Origin of the sequence: Symbiobacterium terraclitae (assembly GCF_017874315.1) — a bacterium.
GTDB classification, from domain to species: Bacteria; Bacillota; Sulfobacillia; order Symbiobacteriales; family Symbiobacteriaceae; genus Symbiobacterium; species Symbiobacterium terraclitae.
The window spans coordinates 24,531-48,123 of record NZ_JAGGLG010000007.1 but is presented as its reverse complement, the minus strand read 5'-3'; the positions used below and the strand labels follow the sequence as shown (position 1 = coordinate 48,123).

Annotated in this window: 20 protein-coding genes; 11 read left to right on the top strand and 9 right to left on the bottom strand. The window is 69.3% G+C overall.

The features are described 5' to 3' along the window. The first annotated feature begins 68 nt into the window (after window positions 1–68). On the top strand, window positions 69–275 hold the full coding sequence (locus tag J2Z79_RS05760) for a heavy-metal-associated domain-containing protein (protein ID WP_342589425.1): 207 nt from the start codon (window positions 69–71) through the stop codon (window positions 273–275). Between the two features lie 57 nt (window positions 276–332). Here J2Z79_RS05760 and J2Z79_RS05755 read toward each other — a convergent pair whose 3' ends face one another. The 5 genes from J2Z79_RS05755 to J2Z79_RS05735 form a co-directional block, all read right to left on the bottom strand. Beyond that, window positions 333–1,418, bottom strand: a complete 1,086-nt coding sequence (locus J2Z79_RS05755) for a sulfate/molybdate ABC transporter ATP-binding protein (RefSeq protein ID WP_209465917.1) — start codon at window positions 1,416–1,418, stop codon at window positions 333–335. Continuing rightward, on the bottom strand, window positions 1,415–2,260 hold the full coding sequence (gene cysW / locus J2Z79_RS05750) for a sulfate ABC transporter permease subunit CysW (protein ID WP_209465916.1): 846 nt from the start codon (window positions 2,258–2,260) through the stop codon (window positions 1,415–1,417). The genes J2Z79_RS05755 and cysW overlap by 4 nt, the downstream gene beginning before the upstream one ends. After that, window positions 2,253–3,083 carry a sulfate ABC transporter permease subunit CysT gene (cysT, locus tag J2Z79_RS05745; protein WP_209465915.1) on the bottom strand — a complete coding sequence of 277 codons (831 nt, stop codon included), beginning with the start codon at window positions 3,081–3,083 and terminating at the stop codon, window positions 2,253–2,255. The genes cysW and cysT overlap by 8 nt, the downstream gene beginning before the upstream one ends. Before the next feature lie 21 nt (window positions 3,084–3,104). Next, on the bottom strand, window positions 3,105–4,160 hold the full coding sequence (locus tag J2Z79_RS05740; protein WP_209465914.1) for a sulfate ABC transporter substrate-binding protein: 1,056 nt from the start codon (window positions 4,158–4,160) through the stop codon (window positions 3,105–3,107). Window positions 4,161–4,363: 203 nt separating this feature from the next. Next, the gene (locus J2Z79_RS05735; RefSeq protein ID WP_209465913.1) at window positions 4,364–5,209 is read right to left on the bottom strand and encodes a metal-dependent hydrolase; all 846 of its coding nucleotides are present in this window, start codon (window positions 5,207–5,209) and stop codon (window positions 4,364–4,366) included. Window positions 5,210–5,574: 365 nt separating this feature from the next. Between J2Z79_RS05735 and J2Z79_RS05730 the strand changes: the two genes are divergently transcribed. Next, a complete protein-coding gene (locus tag J2Z79_RS05730) occupies window positions 5,575–5,766 on the top strand; it encodes an FmdB family zinc ribbon protein (RefSeq protein ID WP_209465912.1) in 192 nt (63 codons plus the stop codon). A 197-nt stretch (window positions 5,767–5,963) separates the two neighbouring features. Here the strand turns inward: J2Z79_RS05730 and J2Z79_RS05725 are convergent, their stop codons facing one another. Continuing rightward, a complete protein-coding gene (locus tag J2Z79_RS05725) occupies window positions 5,964–9,221 on the bottom strand; it encodes a winged helix-turn-helix domain-containing protein (protein WP_209465911.1) in 3,258 nt (1,085 codons plus the stop codon). A 401-nt stretch (window positions 9,222–9,622) separates the two neighbouring features. Between J2Z79_RS05725 and J2Z79_RS05720 the strand changes: the two genes are divergently transcribed. The 3 genes from J2Z79_RS05720 to aspA all read left to right on the top strand — a co-directional run bounded on the left by J2Z79_RS05720 (window position 9,623) and on the right by aspA (window position 13,451). After that, entirely contained in the window at window positions 9,623–10,312 is a 690-nt protein-coding gene (locus tag J2Z79_RS05720; RefSeq protein ID WP_209465910.1) for an HD-GYP domain-containing protein, read from the top strand. 339 nt (window positions 10,313–10,651) lie between these two features. Next, a complete protein-coding gene (gene megL, locus J2Z79_RS05715) occupies window positions 10,652–11,857 on the top strand; it encodes a methionine gamma-lyase (protein WP_209465909.1) in 1,206 nt (401 codons plus the stop codon). Between the two features lie 184 nt (window positions 11,858–12,041). Beyond that, window positions 12,042–13,451, top strand: a complete 1,410-nt coding sequence (gene aspA, locus J2Z79_RS05710) for an aspartate ammonia-lyase (RefSeq protein ID WP_209465908.1) — start codon at window positions 12,042–12,044, stop codon at window positions 13,449–13,451. A 935-nt stretch (window positions 13,452–14,386) separates the two neighbouring features. Here the strand turns inward: aspA and J2Z79_RS05705 are convergent. Continuing rightward, window positions 14,387–16,048 carry an RsmB/NOP family class I SAM-dependent RNA methyltransferase gene (locus J2Z79_RS05705; RefSeq protein WP_425353533.1) on the bottom strand — a complete coding sequence of 554 codons (1,662 nt, stop codon included), beginning with the start codon at window positions 16,046–16,048 and terminating at the stop codon, window positions 14,387–14,389. Here J2Z79_RS05705 and J2Z79_RS05700 point away from each other — a divergent pair. Further along, complete coding sequence (locus tag J2Z79_RS05700) at window positions 16,034–16,462, top strand: hypothetical protein (RefSeq protein WP_209465906.1); 429 nt, start codon at window positions 16,034–16,036, stop codon at window positions 16,460–16,462. The genes J2Z79_RS05705 and J2Z79_RS05700 overlap by 15 nt on opposite strands. Here the strand turns inward: J2Z79_RS05700 and J2Z79_RS05695 are convergent. Beyond that, window positions 16,459–17,289, bottom strand: a complete 831-nt coding sequence (locus J2Z79_RS05695; protein ID WP_209465905.1) for a purine-nucleoside phosphorylase — start codon at window positions 17,287–17,289, stop codon at window positions 16,459–16,461. The two genes, J2Z79_RS05700 and J2Z79_RS05695, sit on opposite strands and share 4 nt — an antisense overlap. 365 nt (window positions 17,290–17,654) lie before the next feature. On the opposite strand from J2Z79_RS05695, the gene pfkA reads away from it, so the two are divergent. From pfkA to J2Z79_RS05670, 5 genes are all read left to right on the top strand, one after another. Next, window positions 17,655–18,614 (top strand): 6-phosphofructokinase, encoded by a 960-nt coding sequence (gene pfkA, locus J2Z79_RS05690; RefSeq protein WP_209466000.1) that lies wholly within the window; start codon window positions 17,655–17,657, stop codon window positions 18,612–18,614. Between the two features lie 23 nt (window positions 18,615–18,637). Continuing rightward, window positions 18,638–20,392, top strand: coding sequence for a pyruvate kinase (gene pyk / locus J2Z79_RS05685; protein WP_245302271.1), 1,755 nt, complete (start codon window positions 18,638–18,640; stop codon window positions 20,390–20,392). A gap of 103 nt (window positions 20,393–20,495) precedes the next feature. Then, window positions 20,496–20,915: an acyl-CoA thioesterase gene (locus J2Z79_RS05680; protein ID WP_209465904.1), complete on the top strand. Its 420-nt coding sequence runs from the start codon at window positions 20,496–20,498 to the stop codon at window positions 20,913–20,915. A 150-nt stretch (window positions 20,916–21,065) separates the two neighbouring features. Then, window positions 21,066–22,178: an Mrp/NBP35 family ATP-binding protein gene (locus J2Z79_RS05675; protein ID WP_209465903.1), complete on the top strand. Its 1,113-nt coding sequence runs from the start codon at window positions 21,066–21,068 to the stop codon at window positions 22,176–22,178. Between the two features lie 250 nt (window positions 22,179–22,428). Beyond that, window positions 22,429–23,106 (top strand): TIGR00266 family protein, encoded by a 678-nt coding sequence (locus J2Z79_RS05670; RefSeq protein WP_209465902.1) that lies wholly within the window; start codon window positions 22,429–22,431, stop codon window positions 23,104–23,106. 118 nt (window positions 23,107–23,224) lie between these two features. Here the strand turns inward: J2Z79_RS05670 and J2Z79_RS05665 are convergent, their stop codons facing one another. Continuing rightward, window positions 23,225–23,575, bottom strand: coding sequence for a hypothetical protein (locus tag J2Z79_RS05665; RefSeq protein ID WP_209465901.1), 351 nt, complete (start codon window positions 23,573–23,575; stop codon window positions 23,225–23,227). Window positions 23,576–23,593: the final 18 nt, after the last annotated feature.

Here is a 23,593-nt window from a genome sequence, read left to right as displayed (position 1 = left end):
TACCCCGTAGGGGTACATCAAGGCTTGCGAAACTGCAGGGGGTACGTGTACCACCGGCGAGGAGGAGCGTGAGTTTCAGGATGACCACCGTCAAGATCGCGGGCATGAGCTGCAACCACTGCGTGATGGGCGTCAAGCGGGCGCTGTCTGCCATCCCGGGCATCGAGAACCTCGAGGTGAAGGTCGGGGAGGCCCGGTTCGACGGGAACGTGGACCTCGAGGCGGTCAAGGCGGCCATCGAGGACGAGGGCTACCAGGTGATCTCAGTCGCCTAGTCGCTTGCGTACACGCACATGAGGAGGCCCGGTGGACTGCCACCGGGCCTCCTTTTCCTAATGAGCCAGGCCGACCTCGGCGTCGCCCAGGAACACCCGCAGCCGGCGCGGCGTCACGAACACGCTCTCGCCCACGGTGAGCCCCAGCTCCCGGAACCGGTCCTTCGCCAGCTCCGCCTCGATCGACTCGCCGGTGTCGGTCCGGCCCAGCTCCACGCGCACCAGGGGGCCGATCACGTGGATGTTCTTCACGAGCATGGGCAGTCCGCCGCCCTCGCCGACGGCATCCCTGTGCACCACCAGCTCGTGAGGCCGGACGTAGCCCAGCGCCGGGGTGTCCCGCACATCCTGGTGCCCGGGGACCTCCACCTCCAGGGGGCCGATGCGCATCCGACCCCGGTCGAGGCGGCCGGGCAGGACGTTGGTGCCGCCCAGGAACTGGCAGACGAAGGGGTTGACCGGGTGCTCGTAGACCTCCTCGGGCGTGCCGATCTGCTCCACGCGCCCCTGGTTCATCACCACGATCTGGTCGGCCACCTCCAGCGCCTCATCCTGGTCGTGGGTGACGAGTACCGTGGTGATGTGCAGCTCGTCGTGGAGCCGCCGCAGCCAGCGCCGCAGCTCCTCGCGCACCTTGGCGTCGAGGGCGCCGAAGGGCTCATCCAGGAGCAGGACCTTGGGCTCGATGGCCAGCGCCCGGGCCAGCGCCACCCGCTGTCGCTGGCCGCCTGAGAGCTGCGACGGGTACCGATCCGCCATGCCCTCGAGATGGACGAGCTGCAGCAGGTCCTGCACCCTTCTGCGGATCTCGGCCTCCGACGGCCGCTGTGCCCTGGGCTTGACCCGGAGGCCGAACGCCACGTTCTCGAACACGGTGGTGTGGTAGAACAGCGCGTAGTGCTGGAAGACGAAGCCCACCCTGCGTTCCCGGAAGTTGCGGTAGGTATAGTTCTTGCCGTCGAACAGCACCACACCCTCGTCCTGCTGCTCCAGCCCTGCAATGATGCGCAGCAGGGTGGTCTTGCCTGAACCGGACGGGCCCAGCAGGGCGACCAGTTTGCCGTCGGGTATGTCGAGACTCACATCCCGCAGGGCGGCGAAGTCACCGAACCGCTTCATCAGGTGACGAACCTGAATGCTCATTTTCCCTCTCTCCGCTCAGGATTTGGTCTCTCCGAGCGCCACTCCACCACACCCTTCGCAACCAGCGTGACGAGGGCCAGCAGGGTCAGCAGCGAGGCAACGGCGAAGGCGCCGGTGAAGTCGTACTCGTTGTAGAGAATCTCGACGTGGAGCGGAAGGGTGTTGGTGCGGCCCCGGATGTGCCCCGACACCACCGACACCGCGCCGAACTCCCCCATGGACCGGGCGCTGCAGAGCACCACGCCGTAGAGCAGGCCCCACCGCAGCTTGGGCAGGGTGACCCGCCAGAACGTCTGCCACGCGTTGGCCCCGAGGGAGAGGGCCGCTTCCTCCTCGTCGGCCCCCTGCACCTGCATCAGCGGGATCAGCTCCCGCGCGATGATGGGGAGGGTGACGAAGAGTGTGGCCAGCACGATGCCCGGGGTGGCGAAGATCACCTTGAGGCCCCGTTCGGCCAGCCACGGTCCCAGCACCCCATGGGAGCCGAAGAGGAGCACGAACATCAGGCCGGTCACCACCGGAGAGACGGCGAAGGGCAGGTCGATCAGGGCGATCAGCAGGCTCTTTCCGGGAAACCGGAACCTGGTGAGGGCCCAGGCGGCCGAGAGACCGGCGACGAGGTTCACCGGCACCACGATGGCGGTGACCGTGAGCGTGAGGCGCAGCGCGGCCAGGGCGTCGGGGTCACGGATGGCTGACACGTAGCCAGCCCACCCCTTCTGGAACGCCTCCACGAACACCACGACGACCGGTGCGATGAGGAACAAGGCCAGGAAGAACAGGGCTGTGGCGATCAGGATCCAGCGCACCAGCGCGGGCTCGGCATGGGCTGACTCACGCATCGCCGGCACCCCGGTGGCTGGACCATTGTATGGCGTTGATAGCCAGGAGGAGCGCAAACGAGAGCACCAGCATCCCCACCGCGATGGCCGTAGCCCCGGCGTAGTCGAACTGCTCCAGCTTGGTCATGATCAGGAGCGGGGCGATCTCGGTCTTCATGGGCATGTTGCCGGATATGAAGACCACCGAGCCATATTCGCCCAGCCCGCGCGCAAAGGCCAGGGCGAAGCCGGTGAGGAGCGCCGGCAGGATGGAGGGCAGGATCACCCGGGTGAACGTCGCCCACCGGGAGGCGCCAAGGGTGGCCGCTGCCTCCTCCGTCTCGCCGCTCACGGCCTGCAGGACGGGCTGCACGGTCCGCACGACGAAGGGCAGGCCGATGAAGGTCAGCGCGATCACGATCCCGAGCGGGGTGAAGGCGGCCTTCACGCCCATCCGGCCCAGGAGTTGGCCGATCCATCCGTTGGGCGCGTAGAGCGCCGTCAGCGCCACGCCGCCCACGGCGGTGGGCAGGGCGAAGGGCAGATCGACCAGGCCGTCGATGACCGCCCGGCCCGGGAACCGGTAGCGGGTGAGCACCCAGGCCACCACCAGCCCGAAGATGGCGTTGATGAACGCCGCGGAGCCCGAGGCGATGAAGCTGAGCCGGTAGGCCGCCAGCACCCTGGGGGACGTGATCTCGGCCCAGAACTGCTGCCAAGTCAGGCTGGCGCTCTTCAGCACCAGCGTCGACAGGGGGATCAGCACCAGCAGGCTGAGGTAGACCACGGTAAAGCCCAGGGAGAGGCCGAACCCCGGCAGAATGGAACGATCGTTCCGCCGCACCGCAACCGCTCCTTCCGCAGTTCAGCGGGGTTGGTAGAGCTGGTCGAAGACGCCGCCGTCGGCGAAGTGGATCCGCTGCGCCTCCTTCCACCCGCCGAAAACCTCCTCGATGGTGAAGAGCTCGATGTCCGGGAACCGCGAGGCGTACTTCCGGGCGATCTCCTCCATCCGCGGGCGGTAGTAGTGGCGGGCGGCCAGCTCCTGACCCTCCTCGCTGTAGAGGTACTCAAGGTATGCCTGGGCCACGTCGCGCGTGCCCCGCTTGTCGACCACCCGGTCCACCACCGTCACCGGCGGCTCCGCCAGGATGGAGAGCGAGGGGACCACGATCTCGAACTGGTCACCTCCCAGCTCGTTCAGGGCGAGGAAGGCCTCGTTCTCCCACGAGATCAGCACGTCGCCGATGCCGCGCTCCACGAAGGTGATGGTGGCGCCCCGGGCCCCCGAGTCCAGCACCGGGACGTTCCGGAAGATCTGCGCCACGAACTCCCGGGCCGCGGCCTCGTCGCCGCCGTACTGCCGGAGCGCATACCCCCACGCCGCCAGGTAGTTCCACCGGGCGCCCCCCGAAGTCTTCGGGTTCGGCGTGATCACCGAGACGCCCGGGCGGGCAAGGTCATCCCAGTCCCTGATGTCCATGGGGTTCCCCTTGCGCACCAGGAAGACGATGGTGGACGTGTACGGGGCGCTGTTCTGGGGCAGCCTGGCCTGCCAGTCCTCCGGGATCAGCCCCGCTTCGGCCAGCGCATCGATGTCGTACGCCAGGGCCAGCGTGACCACGTCGGCCTCCAGCCCGTCGATCACGGAGCGGGCCTGCTTGCCCGAGCCGCCGTGGGACTGCTTCACCGTGACCTTGCGGCCGGTTTCGGCCTCGTAGTGCCGGGCGAAGGCGGCGTTGAACTCCTCGTAGAACTCGCGGGTGGGGTCGTAGGAGACGTTGAGAATCTCGACGGCCCCTGCCTTCCGGGCAGGTGGCGGGGTGGCGGCGGCCGGGTCCGCTGCGGGGCGGCCGGTACAGGCGGGGAGGAACAGGAGCAGGCCGAGGAGCGCAGCACCGAGCTTCGGGTTCCTGCGCATGGTTATGTTCACCCTCCTCACGACGTGTGCGTCGGCTGCTTCACCGATACGCGAACCCCGAAGGGGCCGAGCATGGTCGTACCATTCCCGACAGGAATCGACTTCCGTCAGGCGGAGGAATCGCTCGGACAAGAAGAACGCCCCTCCGTCCCCAGGCAGAGGGGCTCAGAGGGGCGGCTCAGCGGCCCGCCAGGATGCTGATCTCACGACTCCACCGGGATGCGCAGCGGCCGGAAGTCGGCCCGCAGGCGGCGGAGGGCGTCGCTCCAGACCACCTCGTGCGCCTCCACCCGGGCGACGGGATACTCGGCCTCGCACAGGAACTGGCTGACACGGGGGTCGGAGAGCGAGGCGGCGATGCGCGGGTCCTCCCAGCGGGGGAAGGTCTCCAGCACGATGCGCTCGCCCCGGTGCCAGCGGCCGAACTCGACGCCGTAGTCGGTCTCGGCGATGTAGCGCCACGAGCTGTACCAGGGCACGATGCGGGCCCGCCGGGCTCCCTCGTCCAGCAGCTCCCTGATCAGCCGGTTGGCGGCGCGGATGCGGGTCAGCACGTACGCCCACATGACGAGGAAGGAGCTGCCCACCCAGGAGACGGGGTTCCAGCCGGCGGCCGCGCCCAGCGCCGGAAGCCCCAGCATGAGCAGGAGGACGGGGTCGGTGATGTGCAGCACGCCCACTTCCAGGCGGCGGTCGCTGACGGGCCAGAATGGCCGCACGCCGAACAGGTTCAGGCCGTCGACCGCCAGGTGTGCGAGGATGCCCAGCAGCGTCCAGAGGCCCAGGAGCAGCAGGCTGGACGCGGGAAAGCGCGCCCGCAGCGCGAGTGCGGTGCCCGCGGTGAGGGCGACCGCTCCGGCCAGGGTGTGCGTAAATGTGCGGTGCAGCGTGATGCCCCGGCGCAGCAGGAGGCTGACGGGGACGTCCAGGTCTGGAAGCGAGTTGCCCAGGAAGGCCGCCCAGTAGACGCCGGGGCCCGCTTCAGGCGTCACGGTCGTGGCCAGCGCGCCCAGCGCGTGGCCCATCAGCATATGGGTAAGCGAATCCACTACATGACCCTCCGATTCATATACGCAGCTACCTCCAAGTGTAAAAGTGCGGGGTTGGCCGGGCCATGATCAATACCTGGGCATGATGGCGGCTCGCTGCCAGCCGAGGAAGCGCATGGGCGGGACTTGACACGAGCGCGGCGACCGGTCTATCTTTATACCGTACGGGGTATAGGGTCAGCGAGGGAGTGGACGAGCGGTGGCGAGGCGAGGGGAGACCTGCAGCACGGGCGCCTGAGGTGCCCCGCGGAAAGGCAGGCGTGTCCTGCCGCCGGTCTGACCTGGTGTGATCGTGTGGCTCCTGGCAGGAGCCCTGTGGATCTTGCAGACGTACTTGCAGAGGTAGCTGGGCGAGGTGACTTGGGGTGCCGTTCTATCGCTTCGAGTGTGAGCAGTGCGGCCACCGGTTCGAGGAGCTGGTGGCCTACAGCCGGCGCGACGAGGTGGTCTGCCCGCACTGCAAGGGCAGCACCCGCGTGCTGGTTTCGTCCTGCGCCTCCCACGTGGGCGGGGGCGGTTCGGCAGCCTCCTCGGCGCCGGCTCCGCGCTTCACCTGAGCGGGCTGCTGACGAGGGGCCGTGTGCCCCGGAGAGCATACAGCGTACGAAAAGCGGATCCCCCGGCTGTGTCCCGCCGGGGGATCCGGTTCATCTGCGCCTTGCAGGGTCGGCCGGCGGCTCCGGACCGGGCTGCCCCCTCGTTTTCTCCATGCACCCGCGGGGGCGGCCGTCGGCCAGGGCTGCCCCCTCGGTTTCTACTTGCGTTTGCGGGGGGCGGCGGGCGGCTCCGGTCCGGGCTGCCCCTCGTTTTCCATTGCGATGGCGAGCTGGTGCAGCGCCTCCGTCGACGCCGACGGCTCGACGCCCAGCTGGCTGGCCAGCGCCTCCCGGCACGCGGCGTACTGCTGCCGGGCGCGGTCGATCTGGCCGGTCTCCAAATAGATCCGGATCAGCGACTGGTGGGTGGGCTCGTGGCTGTCGTCGAGGGCCAGGCGGCGCTGGAAGGAGGTGATGGCCCGGCTCGGGACGCCCGCCTCGTGCCAGTAGTACTCGCCCAACCAGTCCAGCGCTTCGGCGTAGCGGGCGCGCCAGTGCTCGCGCAGCTCGCTCAGCGTGTAGGGATCGTCGGCCAGCAGGTCGCCCTGGTAGAGCCGGCAGGCCGCCTCCAGGTGGCCGGCCGCCTCCCTGGGGTTGCCGGCCTCCCTGGCCTCGTCCGCCCGGCGCAGCGCCTCGCGGAAGCGGTCCAGGTCGATCTGCACCTCGGGATGCCGGCTGAACCACACGAGCCCGCCTTCCGTGTGAATGTAGCGAGACTTGGCCTTGCCCCCGAGATGGGGCTCCAGCAGGCGGCGCAGGTGGTGGAGCGACACCCGGAGCGAGGTGTCGGCCGCGCTGGCGTCCAGGTCCGGCCAGAGCTGCTCGATCACCTGCTCCCGGGGCAGGGGCCCCTCGTTGGCGACCAGCAGGGTGAGCAACTGGCCGCTCTTGCGCCGCTTGAGCGCCCGCACGTCGATCGCGGTGTCGCCCACGGTGACGGCCAGCGGCCCCAGCACCTGGATCGTGAGCGGCGAGGGGCCGGTGGCCAGGGTGACGACCCGCTTCCGGTCGCTGGCCGTGAGCAGGGAGGCGAAGGTCTCGCGGATCTCGTCGTCCGGCAGGGCCTGCCATGCCGCCGGCAGCACGCGCAGCTCCGGATCGGCCACGGGGATGCCGGCCTGCCGCACCGGACGGGGCAGATCCTCGGCCATCTTGCGGATCAGCCTGAGGCAGAACTCGGCCTGAACGTCGTACGCGAGGCCGTAGATCACGGCGGCCAGCGCCAGCTGCCACTCGTGCAGCACGAAGAACTCGGCGCCCCGGCGCTGGCAGTCGGTGAGGCCGTCCTGCAGGATGCGCACCGCCTCGGGCCGCGACTCCGTGCGGGTCAGGCGGAAGCGGGCCACGGCCAGCGCGAGGGTGAGGATCACGCGCTGCAGCACGGTGGCCTGCTTGTCCTGCCGGACGAGGGTGCGCTCGGCGATCTGCGCGGCCTTCCCCGCGTTTCCTGTGTAGAACAGGTGTAGCAAGACCGCATGGGTGCGGATCGGGAACTGGAGGTGCGACAGGTCGCCCGCCCGGGCCAGGTGCAGCGCCTCGTTGGCGAAGGGGACCGAGGCCTGGCTCTGGCCGGCCAGGCGGTAGAGGCAGGCCAGGTTCGCGGTGAGGGCGGTCTTCGCCTCCGCCGACCCGGTCTCCTCTACCAGGGCGTTGACGGTCGAGGCCAGCGCGGCGGCCTTTGCGAACTCGGCCAGGCGCGTGTAGGCGACGAGTAAGTACATTCCGGCATACAGGCGCCGCATCTTGCGGGCGGAGGAGGCGAGGATCGGCTCGCAGAGCGCCACCACGTCCGCGAAGCGGCCCACCTCCAGGTAGACCCACGCGAGGTTGATGCCGACCTCGTGCGCGGGCTCGCCCAGCGAGCGGGCGATCTCCACCGTCCGCTCCAGCAGCTGGATGGCCGTGCCGTAGTCGCCCTGCTGCGCCCGCACGACGCCCAGCAGGTCCGAGACGGCTGCCTCGCCCAGCAGGTCGCCCAGTTCGACGTAGAGCGCGAGCGACCGTCGGAGGTCGGCCTCCGCCTCGCTGGGGTCGCGGTCGGCCATGTACGCCAGCCCCGCCCGGCGGAGCAGCAGCAGGGCCTCCTCGTGCCGGAAGTCGGGTTCCAGCAGCTCCTTGGCCTTGGCCAGCTCGGCCTCGCCCGCGGCGAACTCCTGGCGCACCGCGAAGCAGTCGGCCAGGAGCATGTGGGCGTGGAACTGGCCGCGCCGGTCGCCGTACTCGCCGAAGGCCCGGAGCGCCAGCCGCGCCATCCCCACCGCGTGGTCGCCCTGGCCCGAGTGCAGCAGGTAGCGCGCCTCGCAGAGGGTGATCCACGGGTACTGCTCCTTGATGGACTGCGGCAGCTCGGCCAGCAGGGTCTGCAGCCGCTCCAGCCGGTGGGCGCGCAGCCACTCCGGGGCCAGGCTCTCCGCCAGGCCCGCCGCCTCCTGGAGCCAGCCGCCCCGCAGGTAGTGCTTCACCGCCTCCTCCGGCTCCTCGCGCTGGACGTACCAGTCGCCGGCCTGCTTGCAGAGCCGCGCGAAGTCGCCGGACTCGCGCGCCCGCAGCCGGTCCTGCAGGAATCGCTGCAGCAGGTGGTGGTACCGGTAGGCGTCCGGCCCCACCTGGATGACCAGCAGGGAGGAGCTGGAGAGCTGGTTCAGCATCGCCGCCGAGTCCTGCCGCTCCAGCACCTCATCACAGATGGTGGGGCTGAGGACGTCCAGGATGGAACTCTCCTCCATGAAGGCCTGCATGTGGGGGTCCAGGCTGCCCAGCACCTCCTCGGCCAGATAGGCGAAGAGGTCGCCGGGAAGCCCGCCCGAGAGCAGCGGGCCGAGGCCCCCGCGCCGCCGCGCCGCGGAGGCCAGCAGTACCAGCGCCGCCGACCAGCCCTCGGTCAGGTGCTCCACCTGCTCCAGCTCCTCCGGCGACGCGTCCTGGCCGGTCAGGCCGGAGAGGAAGGCGGTGATCTCCTCCCGGGAGAAGCGGAGGTCGTCCTCCGTGATCTCCCCGGCCTCCTGGATGACCTTGAGCCGGGCGGTGGAGAAGGGCAGCGCCGTGCGGGAGCAGACGTACAGGTGGGTCTGCTCGCCCAGGTACTGCAGCAGCCGCTGGATCAGCCCGACGACCGGCGACTCCCGGTCGATCAGGTGGAAGTCGTCCAGCACGATCATGTGGTGGCCCGGGCAGGCCTGCAGGTCGGCCAGGAGGAGGGGGACGGGGTCCTCCAGCGGGCCGCCGTTCTCCAGGGCGCGCAGGAGGCTGTTCCCGCCGCCCAGCTCCTGCTGGATCCCCAGCGCCAGGTAGCGGAGGAACGTGTACACCTGGCTGTCGGCGGGGTCCAGCTGGATCCAGAGCACGGGCACCCCAGCCTCGGCGGCGAAGCTGGCCAGCGTGGAGGTCTTGCCGTGCCCGGCGCTGGCCAGGAGCACGGTCAGCCGGCGCGACAGCCCCTCACGGAGCAGCTCCGCCAGGTGCGGCCGCGGCAGGTAGAACCGCGCGGCCTTGGGCCGGAGGAGCTTCGTCGCGAGCGGGAGCTCTCTCTCTGCGTTCAGGCTTATCCCCTCCTCGGTAACGACGTTGTAACGTCTTTCGTTCTACGATGAAACCACTGCAGGCCCGCCCCATGGGCCACATTTCGCTGGGAGGGATTCCGAGATGCGTCGGCTCATCACCGTTCTCGTGGTCACGACGGCTCTGGTCGCGACACTGGCCTCCAGCGCTCTTGCCTATACCGCCCCACCGTGCATCATCGGCTGCTTTGGCACTGAATCTGTCACTCCCGTCGCTAGCCTCCGCTAACATCTTAACACTAAACTTGAGGAGGGCGTCTATGGCGGTGCAACCGCCGTCCACAGAAGGGGGCGGCTGCGAACCCATCTCCCGACATCCGATGGTCGCCCGCCCCCTGCTGGCCCGGATGGCCGCCAAGCATGCGCCCACGTACCAGCATCTCGGCAGGGTGTCACGGATTGCAGAATACTTCGCCACGCACTTGCGGCTCTCCCGCAAGGAGGTCCGGCTGGTATCGCTCTCCGCGCTGCTGCACGACATCGGCAAGCTGGAGATCCCGGACGCCTTGCTGACCAAGGAAGGCTGGCTCACGGCTTCCGAAATCGAGACGGTGTGTGAGCATGCGGCCCGCGGGGCCGATATCCTCTCCCGGATCCCCGCCCTGGCCGACCTGGCCGGGGCCGTGCGCCACCACCACGAGTGGTTCGACGGCCGTGGGTATCCCGATGGACTGCAGGGTGAGGACATCCCCTGGGTCTCCCGGGTGATCGCCATCTGTGACGCCTTCGACTCGATGATCACGCCCCGCCCTTACGCCCCCGCGCTGTCCGTGGACCAGGCGCTGGAGGAGCTCCGGAGGGGAGCCGGCACGCAGTTCGACCCCGAGCTGACCCGGCTGTTCGTCGAGCGGCAGCAGCGGCTGACCGTCGTACGGCCGAAGGTGCACTGCGAGTGGGGCGACCCCGAACAGCGCCCCCGCCCTCTTGCGGTTCGCCACAAGCGCATGTAGCGAAGCTAGGAGCATTTTACATTAAGAATTTTGAAGAGAGCAACAGGAAGTTGCTCTCTTCTGCTATTTCTGGATGTTCTCGGGAGGACAGCCCAGGCTCCCCGCTCTCCGGCCATCTCGCTGTCCGCCGCCCGCCGCCGGCACGCGGACCGTCCCCACGGGCCGGCGGGACGCGCCGGCGCGCTAACAGGGTGGCGCTGTACAGCGCCGCGATCGGGACGGTCGCGACAGGTTGCGGTTGACGCATGTCGAAATCTTAAGCACACCCTCTGGCGTCGCAACGGGCCGCCGCATAGGCATGGGATGACGGGATCATCATGCAACCGGAGGTGCTTTGCCATGGAAGTGACCCGACACGGTCGCCTGTCGACCCGATGCGTCCACGCAGGCCAGCGCCCCGACCCCGCCACGGGTTCCATCGCGACCCCGATCTACCAGACCTCTACCTTCGCCTTCTCCAGCGCCGAGCAGGGCGCGGCCCGCTTCGCCGGAGAGGAGCCCGGCTACATCTACACCAGGCTGGGCAATCCCACCGTGGCAGCCCTCGAGGAGAAGCTGGCGGACCTCGAGGGTGCGGAGGACGCCGTGGCGTTTGGCTCGGGCATGGCGGCCATCGCCTCCACCGTCACGGCACTCGTCAGCGCCGGCGACCACGTGCTGTTCGGCAGCCCGATCTACGGGTGTACGTTCGACTTTCTGATGGAGGTGATGCGCCGGTTCGGCGTGGAGGCCACCCCGGTTGACACTTCCCGCACCGAAACGGTTGCGGCCGCGATCCGCCCCAATACGCGACTGCTGCTCTTTGAGACCCCGGCCAACCCCACGATGCGGCTGGCCGATATTCGCGCGCTGGCCGACCTCGCGCACGGGCATGGGATCACCGTCGTGGTGGACAATACTTTTATGTCGCCCTTCCTGCAGCGGCCGCTGGAGCACGGGGCGGACATCGTGATCCACAGCGCCACCAAGTACATCGGCGGGCACGGCGACGTCGTGGCCGGACTGGCCGCCGGCCCGGCGCAGGTGATGGCGGAGATCCGCCGCACGACGCTGAAGAACTTCGGGGGCATCATCTCCCCGTTCGACGCCTGGCTGCTGCTCAGGGGGCTGAAGACGCTCCACATCCGCATGCAGCGGCACAGCGAGAACGCACTGCGCGTCGCCCGCTTCCTCGAGCAGCACCCCATGGTCATGCGGGTCTACTACCCCGGGCTGGAGTCCGCACCGCACCACGAGCTGGCCAGGCGTCAGATGGACGGCTTCGGCGGCATCATGTCGTTCGAGGTGATGGGCGGGATCGCGGCGGGCCGTGCGCTGCTCAACGCCGTACGGCTCTGCACCGTGGCCGTCTCGCTGGGCGACACCGACACGCTGATTCAGCACCCCGCGTCCATGACCCATGCGGTGGTTCCGCCCGAGGCGCGGGCCTTGGCCGGCATCACCGACGGCCTCATCAGGCTCTCCGTCGGCCTCGAGGACCCGGAGGACATCATCGCCGACCTGGACCAGGCGCTGGCGGTCGCCGGGCGCGCCAGCCAGCCCTAAGGGACATGGTTCCAGAGCCTGTACTAGTGCCTTCTGCCTGCCGAGCGGTGGGGCTTAAGAATGGGATGGACAGTGTCCGGATATGGGCATACCGGCGAGGTTGTGGCTTGTGAAAAAGAGTGCTAGCATCAGGTTGGAACGCGGTGCAACAGGCAATCACTGTACGAACCAGGAGGACTAAGCTATGCAGAAAACCCGCATCGAACGTGACTTTCTGGGCGAGAAAGAGATTCCGGCTGACGTCTACTACGGCGTACAGACCGCTCGCGCCCTCGAGAACTTCCGCATCACGGGACAGAAGCTCCACCCCGCGCTGGTGAAGGCGCTGGCCCAGGTGAAGAAGGCCGCGGCCCAGGCCAACCACCAGCTCGGCTACCTCCCTGCAGATGTCACCAACGCCATCGTGCAGGCCTGTGACGAGATCATCGCCGGGAAGTTCGCCGACCAGTTCCCCGTCGACCCGATCCAGGGCGGCGCGGGCACGTCGGCCAACATGAACGCCAACGAGGTCATCGCCAACCGGGCCATCGAGATCCTGGGCGGCCAGAAGGGCGACTACAAGATCGTCTCGCCCAACGACCACGTCAACTTCGCCCAGTCCACCAACGACGCCTTCCCCACCGCGCTGCGGCTCGCGGTCCTGGACCGGACCGACGTCCTGATCGAGCGCCTGGTCGGGCTGGAGGAGGAGCTGCGGGCCAAGGCCGTCGAGTTCGACGACGTCGTCAAGATGGGCCGCACCCACCTGCAGGACGCCGTTCCCATCCGGCTGGGCCAGGAGTTCAAGGCCTGGGCCACCACGGTGGAGCGCTGCCGCCGGCGCGTGGCCACCTCCGTCCAGGGCCTGTACGAGGTCAACATGGGCGCCACCGCCGTGGGCACCGGCCTGAACGCGGATCCGAAGTATCCGCCGTTGGTCATCTCCTTCCTGAGCCAGATCACCGGCCGCCCGCTGCGTGAGCCCGTCGACCTGGTCGACGCCACCCATGCCCTCGACGGCTTCGTGGCGGTGAGCGGTTCCCTGAAGGCCCTGGCCGTGGCGCTCTCGAAGATCGCCAACGACCTGCGCCTGATGGCCTCCGGTCCCCGCTGCGGCCTGAAGGAGATCAACCTGCCCGAGATGCAGCCCGGCTCCTCCATCATGCCGGGCAAGGTGAACCCGGTCATGGCGGAGGTGCTCAACCAGACCTGCTTCCTGGTGATGGGCAACGACCTGACCATCACCCTGGCGGCCGAGGCGGGCCAGCTGGAGCTGAACGTCATGGAGCCGGTGCTCGCCTACGCGCTGTTCAGCAGCCTGGATTCGCTGGCCAACTGCGTCGGCCTCTTCGCCGACCGCTGCGTGCGCGGGATCACCGCCAACAAGGAGCGGTGCCGCGAGATGGTGGAGAACTCCGTCGGCCTCGTCACCGCCATCAACCCGATCGTCGGGTACAAGAACGCCGCCGAGGTCGCCCGCGAGGCTGTGCGCACCGGCCGGCCGGTGCGGGAGATCGTCGTGGAGAAGGGGCTGCTGACGGAGGAGGAGGTCGACCACATCCTCTCGCCCAAGCAGTTGACCACCATGGGCATCGCCAAGCGGGAAAAGAAGTAGTCACATACGCACACAACCGGGCTGTCCCGGCAGAGCAATCTGCGGGACAGCCCCTGTTTTGTCCCGGGGTCGCATCCGGCCGTCCGTGCGGCCCAACGCGTACCGGCATGCTTGTCCGATGCGTGTCCTGTGAGCAGCCCAGGCATATCCGCTGCGTTTCGCGTGCCTGCGGATCACGAGCGCACGCGACGGCTCGATTTTGACTTCGATTGGCTGGGTAACGCGAAGATCGTCGGTACCCGGGCTGCCATGCGCGCGGCGTACTGCGGGCTCAGCGCATCGTTGCGGTGCGCAGGCGTTGCGCCTCGCGGTCGCCCCGTTTGGCGCAGCGCAAGCAACACGGAGGGGCGCAGACCAGGCGCTCCGCAGCGTCCGGAGGCCGCTGGTTTTCGACTCCGGCCGCTGGGTGCAAGTGGAAAACCACCGGTTCCCGGATGCCCCCAAGCGCCCGGATACCTCTGCGTGCGGTGCACTGCCGGCGCCGAGCCCGCTTGCGGCTGTGCACTGGCGCAGCCCAGGCAACGTGCCGGGGAAATCGGCATGGGACAGGTGCCCCGCAGCAGCTGGAGGCCGCCGGTTTTCGACTTCGGCCGCTGGGTGCAAGGAGAAAACCACCGGTTCCCGGATTCCCCCGAGCGCCCAGATACCCCTGAGTGCGGCGCACTCTCGGCGCCAAGCCCGCTTACGGCTGTGCACTGGCGCAGCCCAGGCAACGTGCCGGGGAAATCGGCATGGGACAGGCACCCCGCAGCATCTGGAGACCGATCGTTTTCGACTTCGGCCGCTGAGTGCAACTCGAAAACGGTCGGTCCCGAGACTCCGGTGAGCCGCCGCCTGCCTCGTTGCGCGCGAAAATGAGCCACGCCGCACAACCGGCGTGGCTCTGGGGTAGAACGCGCCACCGTGGCCGACAGCCCTGCCGCAACGGCAGGGGATCAGTCCTCCCCGTCCCCGGCCGGCGGTGGGGAGGAGAGCCAGCGCAGCCCCTTGGGATAGTGGTTCTTCAGCACGCCGTCTGACGCCCTCGCCCAGCCCAGCGGGAACCCGTCGACGGTGACGAGGGTCCAGCCCTTCTGATCGCTGGCCGGCAGGGTCTCGCCCCGCAGGTAGGCCAGGGCCGCGGGCGAGCCGGCGGCGAGGTCGCAGGTCTGGCGGACCAGTTCCGGCCGGAGCGCCAGCGCCAGGGCGTGCGCCGGCTCGAAGCGGCCCTTGCGGGCGAGGCCCAGCTGCAAGCCGGCCCGGAGGACGTGGAGCCCGGCGAGCGCCTCGCTGCCTTCGGGGGGCCGGTAGAGCCAATCACCGTGCTGGGCGATCTCCCCCGACTGCAGTGCGTCGGCGCCCTCGGGCGAGAGCGCCTCGCGGCAGAACGCCGCGAAGGCGCCCAGGGCCTCCCGCCTGGCCGGCGCCCAGCCCTGTGCCTCCTGCGTTGCCCGACCGGCTCGGATCCGCCCCTTTCCGGTCGGGGTCCGGCCTGCCGACTCCGCCGGGGTCCGTCCCGCCGACTCGGCCGGAGCCCGGCCCGCGGACTCGGGTGTTCCCCACGGGCCGGCCTCGCCTGGAGACCCGGCCTCATCCAACTTCTGCAGCAGCGCGACGAAGTGCCCCTCGCCCCGCAGCCGGTGCGGCCAGAGCCGCCCGGCCCGGTGGACCCCCAGGGCGGCGGCGCGGTCCGGGTCGGACGTCCAGTCGGGCCGTGCGGGCGCGATCCCGGGAACCGCGGGCAGGTCGAGGAGCCGCAGCTCCGGGTGGCGGGTGAGCAGCTGCAGCAGCACCTCCTCGTTCTCCTCCGGGGCGAAGGTGCACGTCGAGTAGACGAGGAGGCCGCCGGGGCGGAGCATGGCCACCGCATCGTCGAGGATCTGTCCCTGCACCCGGGCGCAGGATGACGGCAGGTCGGGCCGCCACGATTCGCGGGCCTCGGGCAGCTTGCGGAACATGCCCTCGCCCGAGCAGGGCGCGTCGACCAGGATGCGGTCGAAGAAGCCGGGCAGGCTGCGGGCGAGCCGGTCGGGCCGCTCGTTCAGCACCACCGCGCACGTGATGCCCATGCGCTCCACGTTCTCCAGCAGCGACCGAGCCCGGGCGGGGTGGACCTCGTTGGCCACCAGCAGGCCCCTGTTCTCCATGAGCGCCGCCAGGTGGGTGGTCTTGCCGCCCGGCGCGGCGGCGAGGTCGAGCACCCGCTCGCCCGGCCGCGGCGCCAACAGCGGTGCGACCGCCATGGCGCTGGGCTCCTGCATGTAGTAGAGCCCCGCGGCGTGGAGGGGGTGGCGTCCCGGCCGCAGGCTGGCGGGGAAGTAGAGGCCGTCGGCGGTCCAGGGCACGGGGTCGACCGGCATGCCGAGGCGCGCCGCGAGGGCCGCGGGGTCGGTCTTCAGCCGGTTGACCCGCAGCCCGTGGGTGCGCGGCTCGCCGTAGGTGGCGGCGAAGGCTTCATACTCGTCGCCCAGCAGCCGGCGCATCCGGTCGGTGAACGGCTGTGGGAGCGGGAGGGAGTCCAGGCGATTCGCCCCCTTGTCAGAAGATGGAACAAACCATATAATAGCAACACAGGGAACGAGAGGGAAGGGGAGGCGATCGAGATGAGCCAGGCTCACGAGACGCTCGAGAGTGTGGCGGAGCGGGCGCGGCGGGCACTGCGGGACAACGAGGCGGCCCACCTGCAGGCGCAGGCCCAGGCGGCGCCGCGGGCCGTTGAGGGTACACAGAGAGATGGGGCGCCGATCCAGCAGGGCATCGGCACCCCGACCGATCTCATCAACCAGCGCATCCGGGCGATCGCCAAGGTGAAGGAACTGGAGCCGCGGCTGGCCAGCGCCCGGGCACGGGCGGCCGACCTGTCGCAGCGGCTCACGTCAACCGCCACGGATTCGGTCCACTACGCCGAACTGCTCCGCTGGCTGGGGGAGGTCCACGCGCAGCTGCGCCAGCTGGAGGCGGAGTACGAGGAGGCGCAGCACGTCATCCGCAACAGCGCCTGGGTCATGCACCTGCTGGCCGATCCGAGCTAGATGGCCGCCATCCGGCGCAGGACGCCCCGGATCAGGCTCTGGAACCGCGGCTTGGTGCGCAGGGCGACCTCCATCACCTGCTCGTGGGTGAGGTGGATGGGCTCGTCCGGCAGCGCCATGTCGGTGATGCAGGCCACCCCCAGCACGCGCAGGCCCATGTGCCGGGCCACCACGACCTCGGGAACGGTGGACATGCCCACCGCGTCGCTGCCCAGCCGCTGCAGCATGCGCAGCTCGGCGCTGGTGTTGAACGACGGGCCGGAGATGGGCGAGTAGACGCCCTGGCGGAGCGCAACGCCGAGCTCGTCCGCCACCGCAAGCGCCAGCTTGCGGAGCTCCGGGGTGTAGGCGTCCACCATCGCGGGGAAGCGGGGGCCGAGTTCATCCGCGTTGGGACCCCGCAACGGGTCCTGCCCCATCATGTTGATGTGGTCGACGATCAGCATGAGGTCGCCGGCCGAGAAGGCGGGGTTGAGGCCGCCGGCAGCGCAGGTGACGATCAGCGTCTCCACGCCCAGGGCGCGCATCACGCGCACGGGGAAGGTGACCTGCTCCATCGTGTACCCCTCGTAGAAGTGGACGCGCCCCTGCATGGCCACCACCGGCTGCCCCTCCAGGTGGCCGATGACCAGCTGCCCCGCGTGTCCCGGCACGGTGGAGACCGGGAAGTGGGGAATCTCACCGTAGGGGATGCGCACGGCGCCCTCGATCTGGTCGGCCAGGTCGCCCAGCCCGGAGCCGAGGATGAGCCCGACCTTCGGGCTCACGCCGCCCCGCGCGGCGATGGCTGCCCGGGCTTCTTCCATGCGTCGCAACAGGTCAGACATAAGGTAACACCTCTCTTGCCGGTAGCGTGGCTGGCGGCGCTGGGGCTGATGCACCCGGCGCCGCCTCTTGCCACAGCCCTCACCGACTTTTGTAGACAGACCTAACAAAGTTGCCGACACAAGAAGGAAATTCCGCACCAACGTACCGAATACCTGCAAGTACGCATCGACCCAGCGTCCTGGCAGGCCGGGCGCGGTACCCTCAGGGAATACTAACGCCACCGTTGCCGGGCGCAGAGGGTTTCAGCCGAACGCTGACCCGCATGGAAGCCTGCAGCCGCGGGCAGGGCGCGTGCGGGACTCTCAGTCGTAGTGCGGATGCAAGATTGCCAGACGTATCAGGGATGGTGAGGAGATTGCCCGGAATTCGCAGGGTTGGTGTTCTGACCAGTGGGGGCGATGCTCCCGGCATGAACGCCGCCGTCCGCGCGGTTGTGCGGCGGGGCGTTTCGCTGGGGGTGCAGGTGGTTGGCGTTCGCCATGGTTACGCCGGACTCATCGCCGGCGACTTCATTGACCTGGACATCAGTTCCGTCGGCGACATCATCCATCGCGGTGGAACGGTTCTGCAGACCGCGCGCAGCGACCGGTTCATGACGCCGGAGGGGCAGCGCGAGGCCGTGGAGAAGGCCCGGGCCGCCGGGATCGACGGCATGGTGGTAATCGGCGGCGACGGCTCGTTCCGCGGGGCGATCCGCCTGACCGAGCTCGGGCTGCCGGCCATCGGCGTGCCCGGCACGATCGACAACGACATCTACGGCACCGACCGCACCATCGGCTTCGATACGGCGGTGAACACCTGTCTCGAAGCCATCCGCAAGATCCGCGACACGGCCACCTCCCACGATCGCACCTTCGTGCTGGAGGTCATGGGCCGCCACTCCGGCTGGATTGCCCTGGCGGCCGGCCTGGCGGGCGGTGCGGAGTCGATCCTGCTCCCCGAGCGGCCGCTGCCCATCGAGGAGGTCGTCGCCCGCCTGAAGCGGGGCGTGGAGCGCGGCAAGCGCCACTCGCTGATCATCGTGGCTGAGGGCGTGGGGTCCGGATTCGACGTGGGCCGGGAGATCCGCGAGCGGACCGGCTACGACACGCGCGTCACCGTGCTGGGGCACATCCAGCGGGGCGGGGCGCCCACCGCCGCCGACGCGATGCTGGCCTCCCGCATGGGCGCCCGGGCGGTCGAGCTGCTGGTCGAGGGCCGGGGCGGCCTGTTCGTGGGCGAGGTGGACAACGAGCTGGTCGCGGCTCCCCTCGCGAGCGTGCTGGACCGGCGCAAGGAGATCCCCGAGGAGCTGCTCGACCTGGCTGAGGTTCTCGCGATCTAAACCGACGAGGTGATATAGCTACAATGCTGCGGAAGACCAAGATTGTTGCGACCATCGGCCCCGCCAGCGAGCGGGTTGAGGTGCTGACCCGGCTGATCGAGGCCGGCGTCGACGTCTGCCGGCTGAACTTCAGCCACGGCACCCAGGAGGAGCACCGGCGGCGGATTGCCAACATCCGCGAGGCTGGGCGCCGGGTGGGCAAGGACGTCGGCATCATGATCGACCTTAAGGGGCCTGAAATTCGTATCGGTACCTTTGAAAACGGTAAGATCCTGCTGCGGGAAGGCGACTTCTTCACCCTCACGACCGAGAAGTGCGTGGGCAACCAGGAGCGGGTGTGGGTGCAGTACCCGGGCATCGTGAACGATGTGCCCGAGGGCGGCTACCTCCTCCTGGACGACGGCAACCTGACCTTCCAGGCCGTCGAGGTGCGCCCGACCGAGATCCTCTGCCGGGTCATCGTGGGCGGCCAGCTCTCCGACCGCAAGAAGGTGAACCTGCCGGGCACCAAGGTCTCGCTGCCGGCGCTCTCGGAGAAGGACGAGGAGGACATCCGCTTCGGCGTCGAGATGGGCGTCGACTTCGTCGCCGGCTCCTTTATCCGGAAGGCGCAGGACGTGCTCGACATCCGCCGGGTGATCGAGCAGGCGGGGGGCCACCAGCAGATCATCTCCAAGGTCGAGTCCCAGGAGGGCTTCGACAACCTGGAGGCGATCCTGCAGGTCTCCGACGGCCTGATGGTCGCGCGCGGCGACCTGGGCGTGGAGGTCCCCACCGAAGAGGTCCCGCTGATGCAGAAGCAGATGATCGAGCGGGCCAACGCCATGGGCAAGCCCGTGATCACCGCCACGCAGATGCTGGAGTCGATGGTCACCAAGCCCCGCCCGACCCGTGCCGAGGCCTCCGACGTGGCCAACGCCATCATGGACGGCACCGACGCGATCATGCTCTCCGCCGAGTCGGCCGCCGGCCAGTACCCGGTGGAGGCGGTGAAGGTGATGGCCTCCATCGCCCGCCGGACCGAGGAGGCCCTGGACCACTCGGCGATGCTCTCCCGGCGCGGCCGGTTCGGCAAGCTCGACACCGTGACCGAGGCCATCTCGCACGCCACGGTGACCACCGCCAGCGACCTGGGCGCCTCCGCCATCGTCTCGGCCACGACCTCGGGCTTCACGGCCCGCATGGTCTCCAAGTACCGCCCGTCCTGCCCTGTCATCGCCGTCACCCCCTCGCCGGAGGTGGCGCGCCAGCTCCGGCTGGTCTGGGGCGTCATCCCGGTGGTCATGCCCGAGGCCGTGGGCTCCGAGGACCTGACCCAGCGCGCCGTGGAGGGCGCCCTGGCCTCCGGCGTCGTGAAGAACGGCGACCTGATCATCATCACCGCCGGCCTGCCCCTGGGCGTCAAGGGCACCACCAACCTGATCAAGGTCCACACCGTGGCGGATGTGCTGGCGCAGGGCACCGGCATCGGCCGCCAGCCGGTCACGGGCCGGGCGCGCCTGGTGCTCTCCGAGGACGACCTGGATGCGGTGCAGCCGGGCGAGATCCTCGTCACCCGCTTCACCGATGCCGCCTACGTCCCGGCGATGGAGCGGGCGGCGGGCATCGTGACCGAGGAGGGCGGCCTTACCTCCCACGCGGCGGTGGCCGGCATCTCCCTGGGCAAGCCGGTGATCGTCGGCGCCGCCGAGGCGACGAGGCGCATCGCCGACGGAGCGGTCATCACGCTGGACGTGGCGCACGGCCTGGTGCTCCGGGGCGAGGCGACCGTCAGGTAGCACATGCGGGAGGGGGTGCCCCCTCCCGTCTCGCTTCTTGACCACTGGCAGCAAAAAGGGTAACACTGTTTGAGTGGACATGATTTGAGCAGGGGGCATGCCTGTGGTCAGGACGCAGGTGCGGGTTCGGTACGCCGATACCGACGCGATGGGCGTCGTCTACCACGCCAACTACCTGGTGTGGTTCGAGGTCGGGCGCAACGAGCTGATGCGGGCGTGGGGCGCGCCCTACGTCGACTTCGAGCGCCGGGGCGTGATGGTGCCGGTCACCGAGGCGCAGGTGAAGTGGGTTTACCCCGCCCGGTACGACGACCTGCTGGACGTGGAGACCCGGGTGGAGCGGCTGACGCCCGCCCGCATTACCTTCGCCTACCGCATCTCCCGGGCGGAGGACGGCCGGCTCTGCTGCGAGGGCAGCACCACCCACGCCTTCCTGGGTCCCTCCGGCCGCGCGGGCGCCCTGCCGAAGCTTGCGCCGGAGCTGTGGGATCTCTTCCACCGGCGGCTGGAGCAGGGCGCGTAGGTCCCGTACTTGCGCGCCGCGCCCTCACGTCTAAAGGCTGAGTCGAGGTGTGACCGCTGTCACCCCTTGATCGGCGCAATCCGGGTATGCTGTATGTAGCGCGACGTTTGATGAACGGCCCCCCGCGGGCCCGGGAGGAGAGGTAACCGAATGGCCATCACCCGCGAGCAAGTCCTGGAAGCCTTGAAGGTCGTCAACGATCCGGAGCTGCACAAGTCCATTGTCGAGCTCGACATGGTGAAGGATATTCAGATCGACGGCGGCCACGTCACGGTGACCGTCAACCTGACGGTGCCGGGCTGCCCGCTGAAGCACCGCTTCCAGCAGGATGTGGAGGCGGCCCTCGGCAAGGTGCCCGGCGTCGAGCGGGTCACCGTACAGTTCGGCGCCATGACGGACGAGGAGCGCGCGGCCGTGGCCGCCAAAGTCCGCGGCGGCGAGCCCCACGGCGAGGCCAGGAAGTCCACCATGGCCCTGGCGTCCAAGACGACCATCATCGGCGTCGCCTCGGGCAAGGGCGGCGTCGGCAAGTCCACGACCACCGTCAACCTGGCCGTGGCCCTCAAGAAGCTGGGGTACAGCGTCGGCATCATCGACGCCGACATCTACGGCTTCTCGATCCCCCGCATGATGGGTAACATGTCCCGGCCGCAGGCACTGGACGACCAGATGCTGCTGCCCGTCTGGGCGCACGACATCCCGTTCATCTCGGCCGGAAGCCTGGTGAACGAGGACCAGGCCATCATCTGGCGCGGCCCGATGCTCGGCAAGATGATCGAGCAGTTCCTGCTGAACGTGCAGTGGGGCAAGCTGGACTACCTGCTGATCGACCTCCCGCCGGGCACCGGCGACGTGGCCCTCTCCGTCGCCCAGATGCTGCCCAACACCGACCTGGTGCTGGTCACCACGCCGCAGGCGGCTGCCGCCCAGGTGGCCTCCCGGGTGGGGTCGATGGCGGCCAAGACCAACCAGCGCATCCTCGGCGTCATCGAGAACATGGCCTACTTCCTCTGCGACCAGTGCGAGAAGAAGCACTTCATCTTCGGCAAGGGCGGCGGGCAGGCGCTCGCGGCCAACCTGGGCTGCGAGGTGATCGCCGAGATCCCGCTGACCGCCGACGTCCGCCTGGGCTCCGACGTGGGGGACCCGATCGTGGCCGACAAGGAGGACCACCCGGCGGCGCAGGCCTACCTGCAGGCCGCTCGCAAGCTGGCGGAGCTGTCGCCGCCCAAGGTCTGGACCGACGAGCTGAAGGTGCTGTAGGAACGGAGGGAGAGGGGCGGACGCCCCTCTCGGCCTGGTGGGAACTACCGGCGGAACACCGCCCCGGCGGCGGTGTTCCGCCTTTTCCGCGCGCCCGGAGGAAGTCGGCCGCGGCGTTCCGGCCCGACGGCGCGCCCGGAGGCCGGCGCCCGCGGACCGGAGGTCTCGGGAGGTATTCCCGAATGGTCTGGCAAGAGGAGCATACCTTGCTGCGAAGAGCGGAGAATGCCAGAACGCGGGAGGTTGAGCCATGCGCTGTGAGATCTGCTACCAGCCCGGCTACTCGCTGGCCGTCGTGCATCTGGCGCCGGGCGAGGAGGTTCAGGCCGAGGCCGGCGCCATGGTCTCGATGAGCAGCAACATCGAACTGGAGGCCGAGATGAAGGGGGGCTTTCTGGGCGCCCTGGGCCGGTCGTTGGGCGGGGAGTCCTTCTTCATCTCCCGCTACCAGGCGCGCAGCGGCGCCGGTGAGCTGGCCCTCGCCCCGCCGCTGCCGGGCGACATCGGCTACCTTGAACTGGCGGGAGAGACCTTCTACCTGCGGTCCGGCGCGTACCTCGCTGCAGATCCCAGCCTCTCTGTCGACTCCCGGTGGGGCGGCGCACAGGGCTTTTTCGGCTCCCACAGGCTCATCCTCCTGCAGGTGCGGGGAACCGGCGGCGTGCTGTTCTCCGCCTACGGCGCGATCCACCGGCGGGACCTCGCCCCGGGGGAGCGGTACGTCGTCGACAACGGCCACGTGGTCGGCTTCACCGACGGCATGGGCTTCACCGTCCGCAAGGCGGCGCAGGGCTGGTTCTCCACCTTCGCCAGCGGTGAGGGCCTCGTCTGCGAGTTCACCGGGCCGGGCTCCATCTACCTGCAGACGCGCTCGGAGGATGCGCTGATCAGCTGGATACGGGCCAGGGTTTCCAGCAAGCGCAACTGATGCGGAACAAGAGGCGCCCCCGTTCCGGCCGTCCGTCGGCCGCCGGGGGCGCCCTTGTCTGCAGTCTGAGACCCCGCCCAGAGCGGGCGGGGTCCTTTCGTGCCCGGGCGCCGCGTCGTCAGGCACCGGGACCGGCCTTGCGCAGCGTATCCCGGCCCGGCATGCGCCAGACCATCAGGAAGGCCTCCACCTGATCCCAGAAGGCCTCGGTGCCCATGGCGGCCTCCCGGGTGTCGTAGGTGTTGGGCCGGCCGATCCCGCCGCCGCCCACGTCGATGATCTGCCCGTCCCGCAGGGCGAGCGTCAGGTACTGCACGTGCCGGGGCGTCACCGCCAGGCCCGTCCGGTCGGAGAGCCAGCGGGCGATGGTCTCGTGGGTGGCCGCCAGCTCGCGGCGGCCCGCAGCCTTCCGCTCTTCGATCAGGTCGATGAACGCATGCAGCAGGAGCGCCTCCACCTCGTCCCGCATGGGCAGAACCTCCCCGTC

Excerpts from the sequence above, each read along its gene's own strand:
- J2Z79_RS05740 (WP_209465914.1), bottom strand. The coding sequence starts at position 4,160 with ATGCGCAGGAACCCGAAGCTCGGTGCTGCGCTCCTCGGCCTGCTCCTG.
- cysW (WP_209465916.1), bottom strand. The coding sequence starts at position 2,260 with ATGCGTGAGTCAGCCCATGCCGAGCCCGCGCTGGTGCGCTGGATCCTG.
- aspA (WP_209465908.1), top strand. The coding sequence starts at position 12,042 with ATGCAGAAAACCCGCATCGAACGTGACTTTCTGGGCGAGAAAGAGATT.
- J2Z79_RS05755 (WP_209465917.1), bottom strand. The coding sequence starts at position 1,418 with ATGAGCATTCAGGTTCGTCACCTGATGAAGCGGTTCGGTGACTTCGCC.
- J2Z79_RS05700 (WP_209465906.1), top strand. The coding sequence starts at position 16,034 with ATGAGCCAGGCTCACGAGACGCTCGAGAGTGTGGCGGAGCGGGCGCGG.
- J2Z79_RS05720 (WP_209465910.1), top strand. The coding sequence starts at position 9,623 with ATGGCGGTGCAACCGCCGTCCACAGAAGGGGGCGGCTGCGAACCCATC.
- J2Z79_RS05675 (WP_209465903.1), top strand. The coding sequence starts at position 21,066 with ATGGCCATCACCCGCGAGCAAGTCCTGGAAGCCTTGAAGGTCGTCAAC.
- megL (WP_209465909.1), top strand. The coding sequence starts at position 10,652 with ATGGAAGTGACCCGACACGGTCGCCTGTCGACCCGATGCGTCCACGCA.
- pyk (WP_245302271.1), top strand. The coding sequence starts at position 18,638 with ATGCTGCGGAAGACCAAGATTGTTGCGACCATCGGCCCCGCCAGCGAG.
- J2Z79_RS05670 (WP_209465902.1), top strand. The coding sequence starts at position 22,429 with ATGCGCTGTGAGATCTGCTACCAGCCCGGCTACTCGCTGGCCGTCGTG.
- J2Z79_RS05695 (WP_209465905.1), bottom strand. The coding sequence starts at position 17,289 with ATGTCTGACCTGTTGCGACGCATGGAAGAAGCCCGGGCAGCCATCGCC.
- J2Z79_RS05665 (WP_209465901.1), bottom strand. The coding sequence starts at position 23,575 with ATGCGGGACGAGGTGGAGGCGCTCCTGCTGCATGCGTTCATCGACCTG.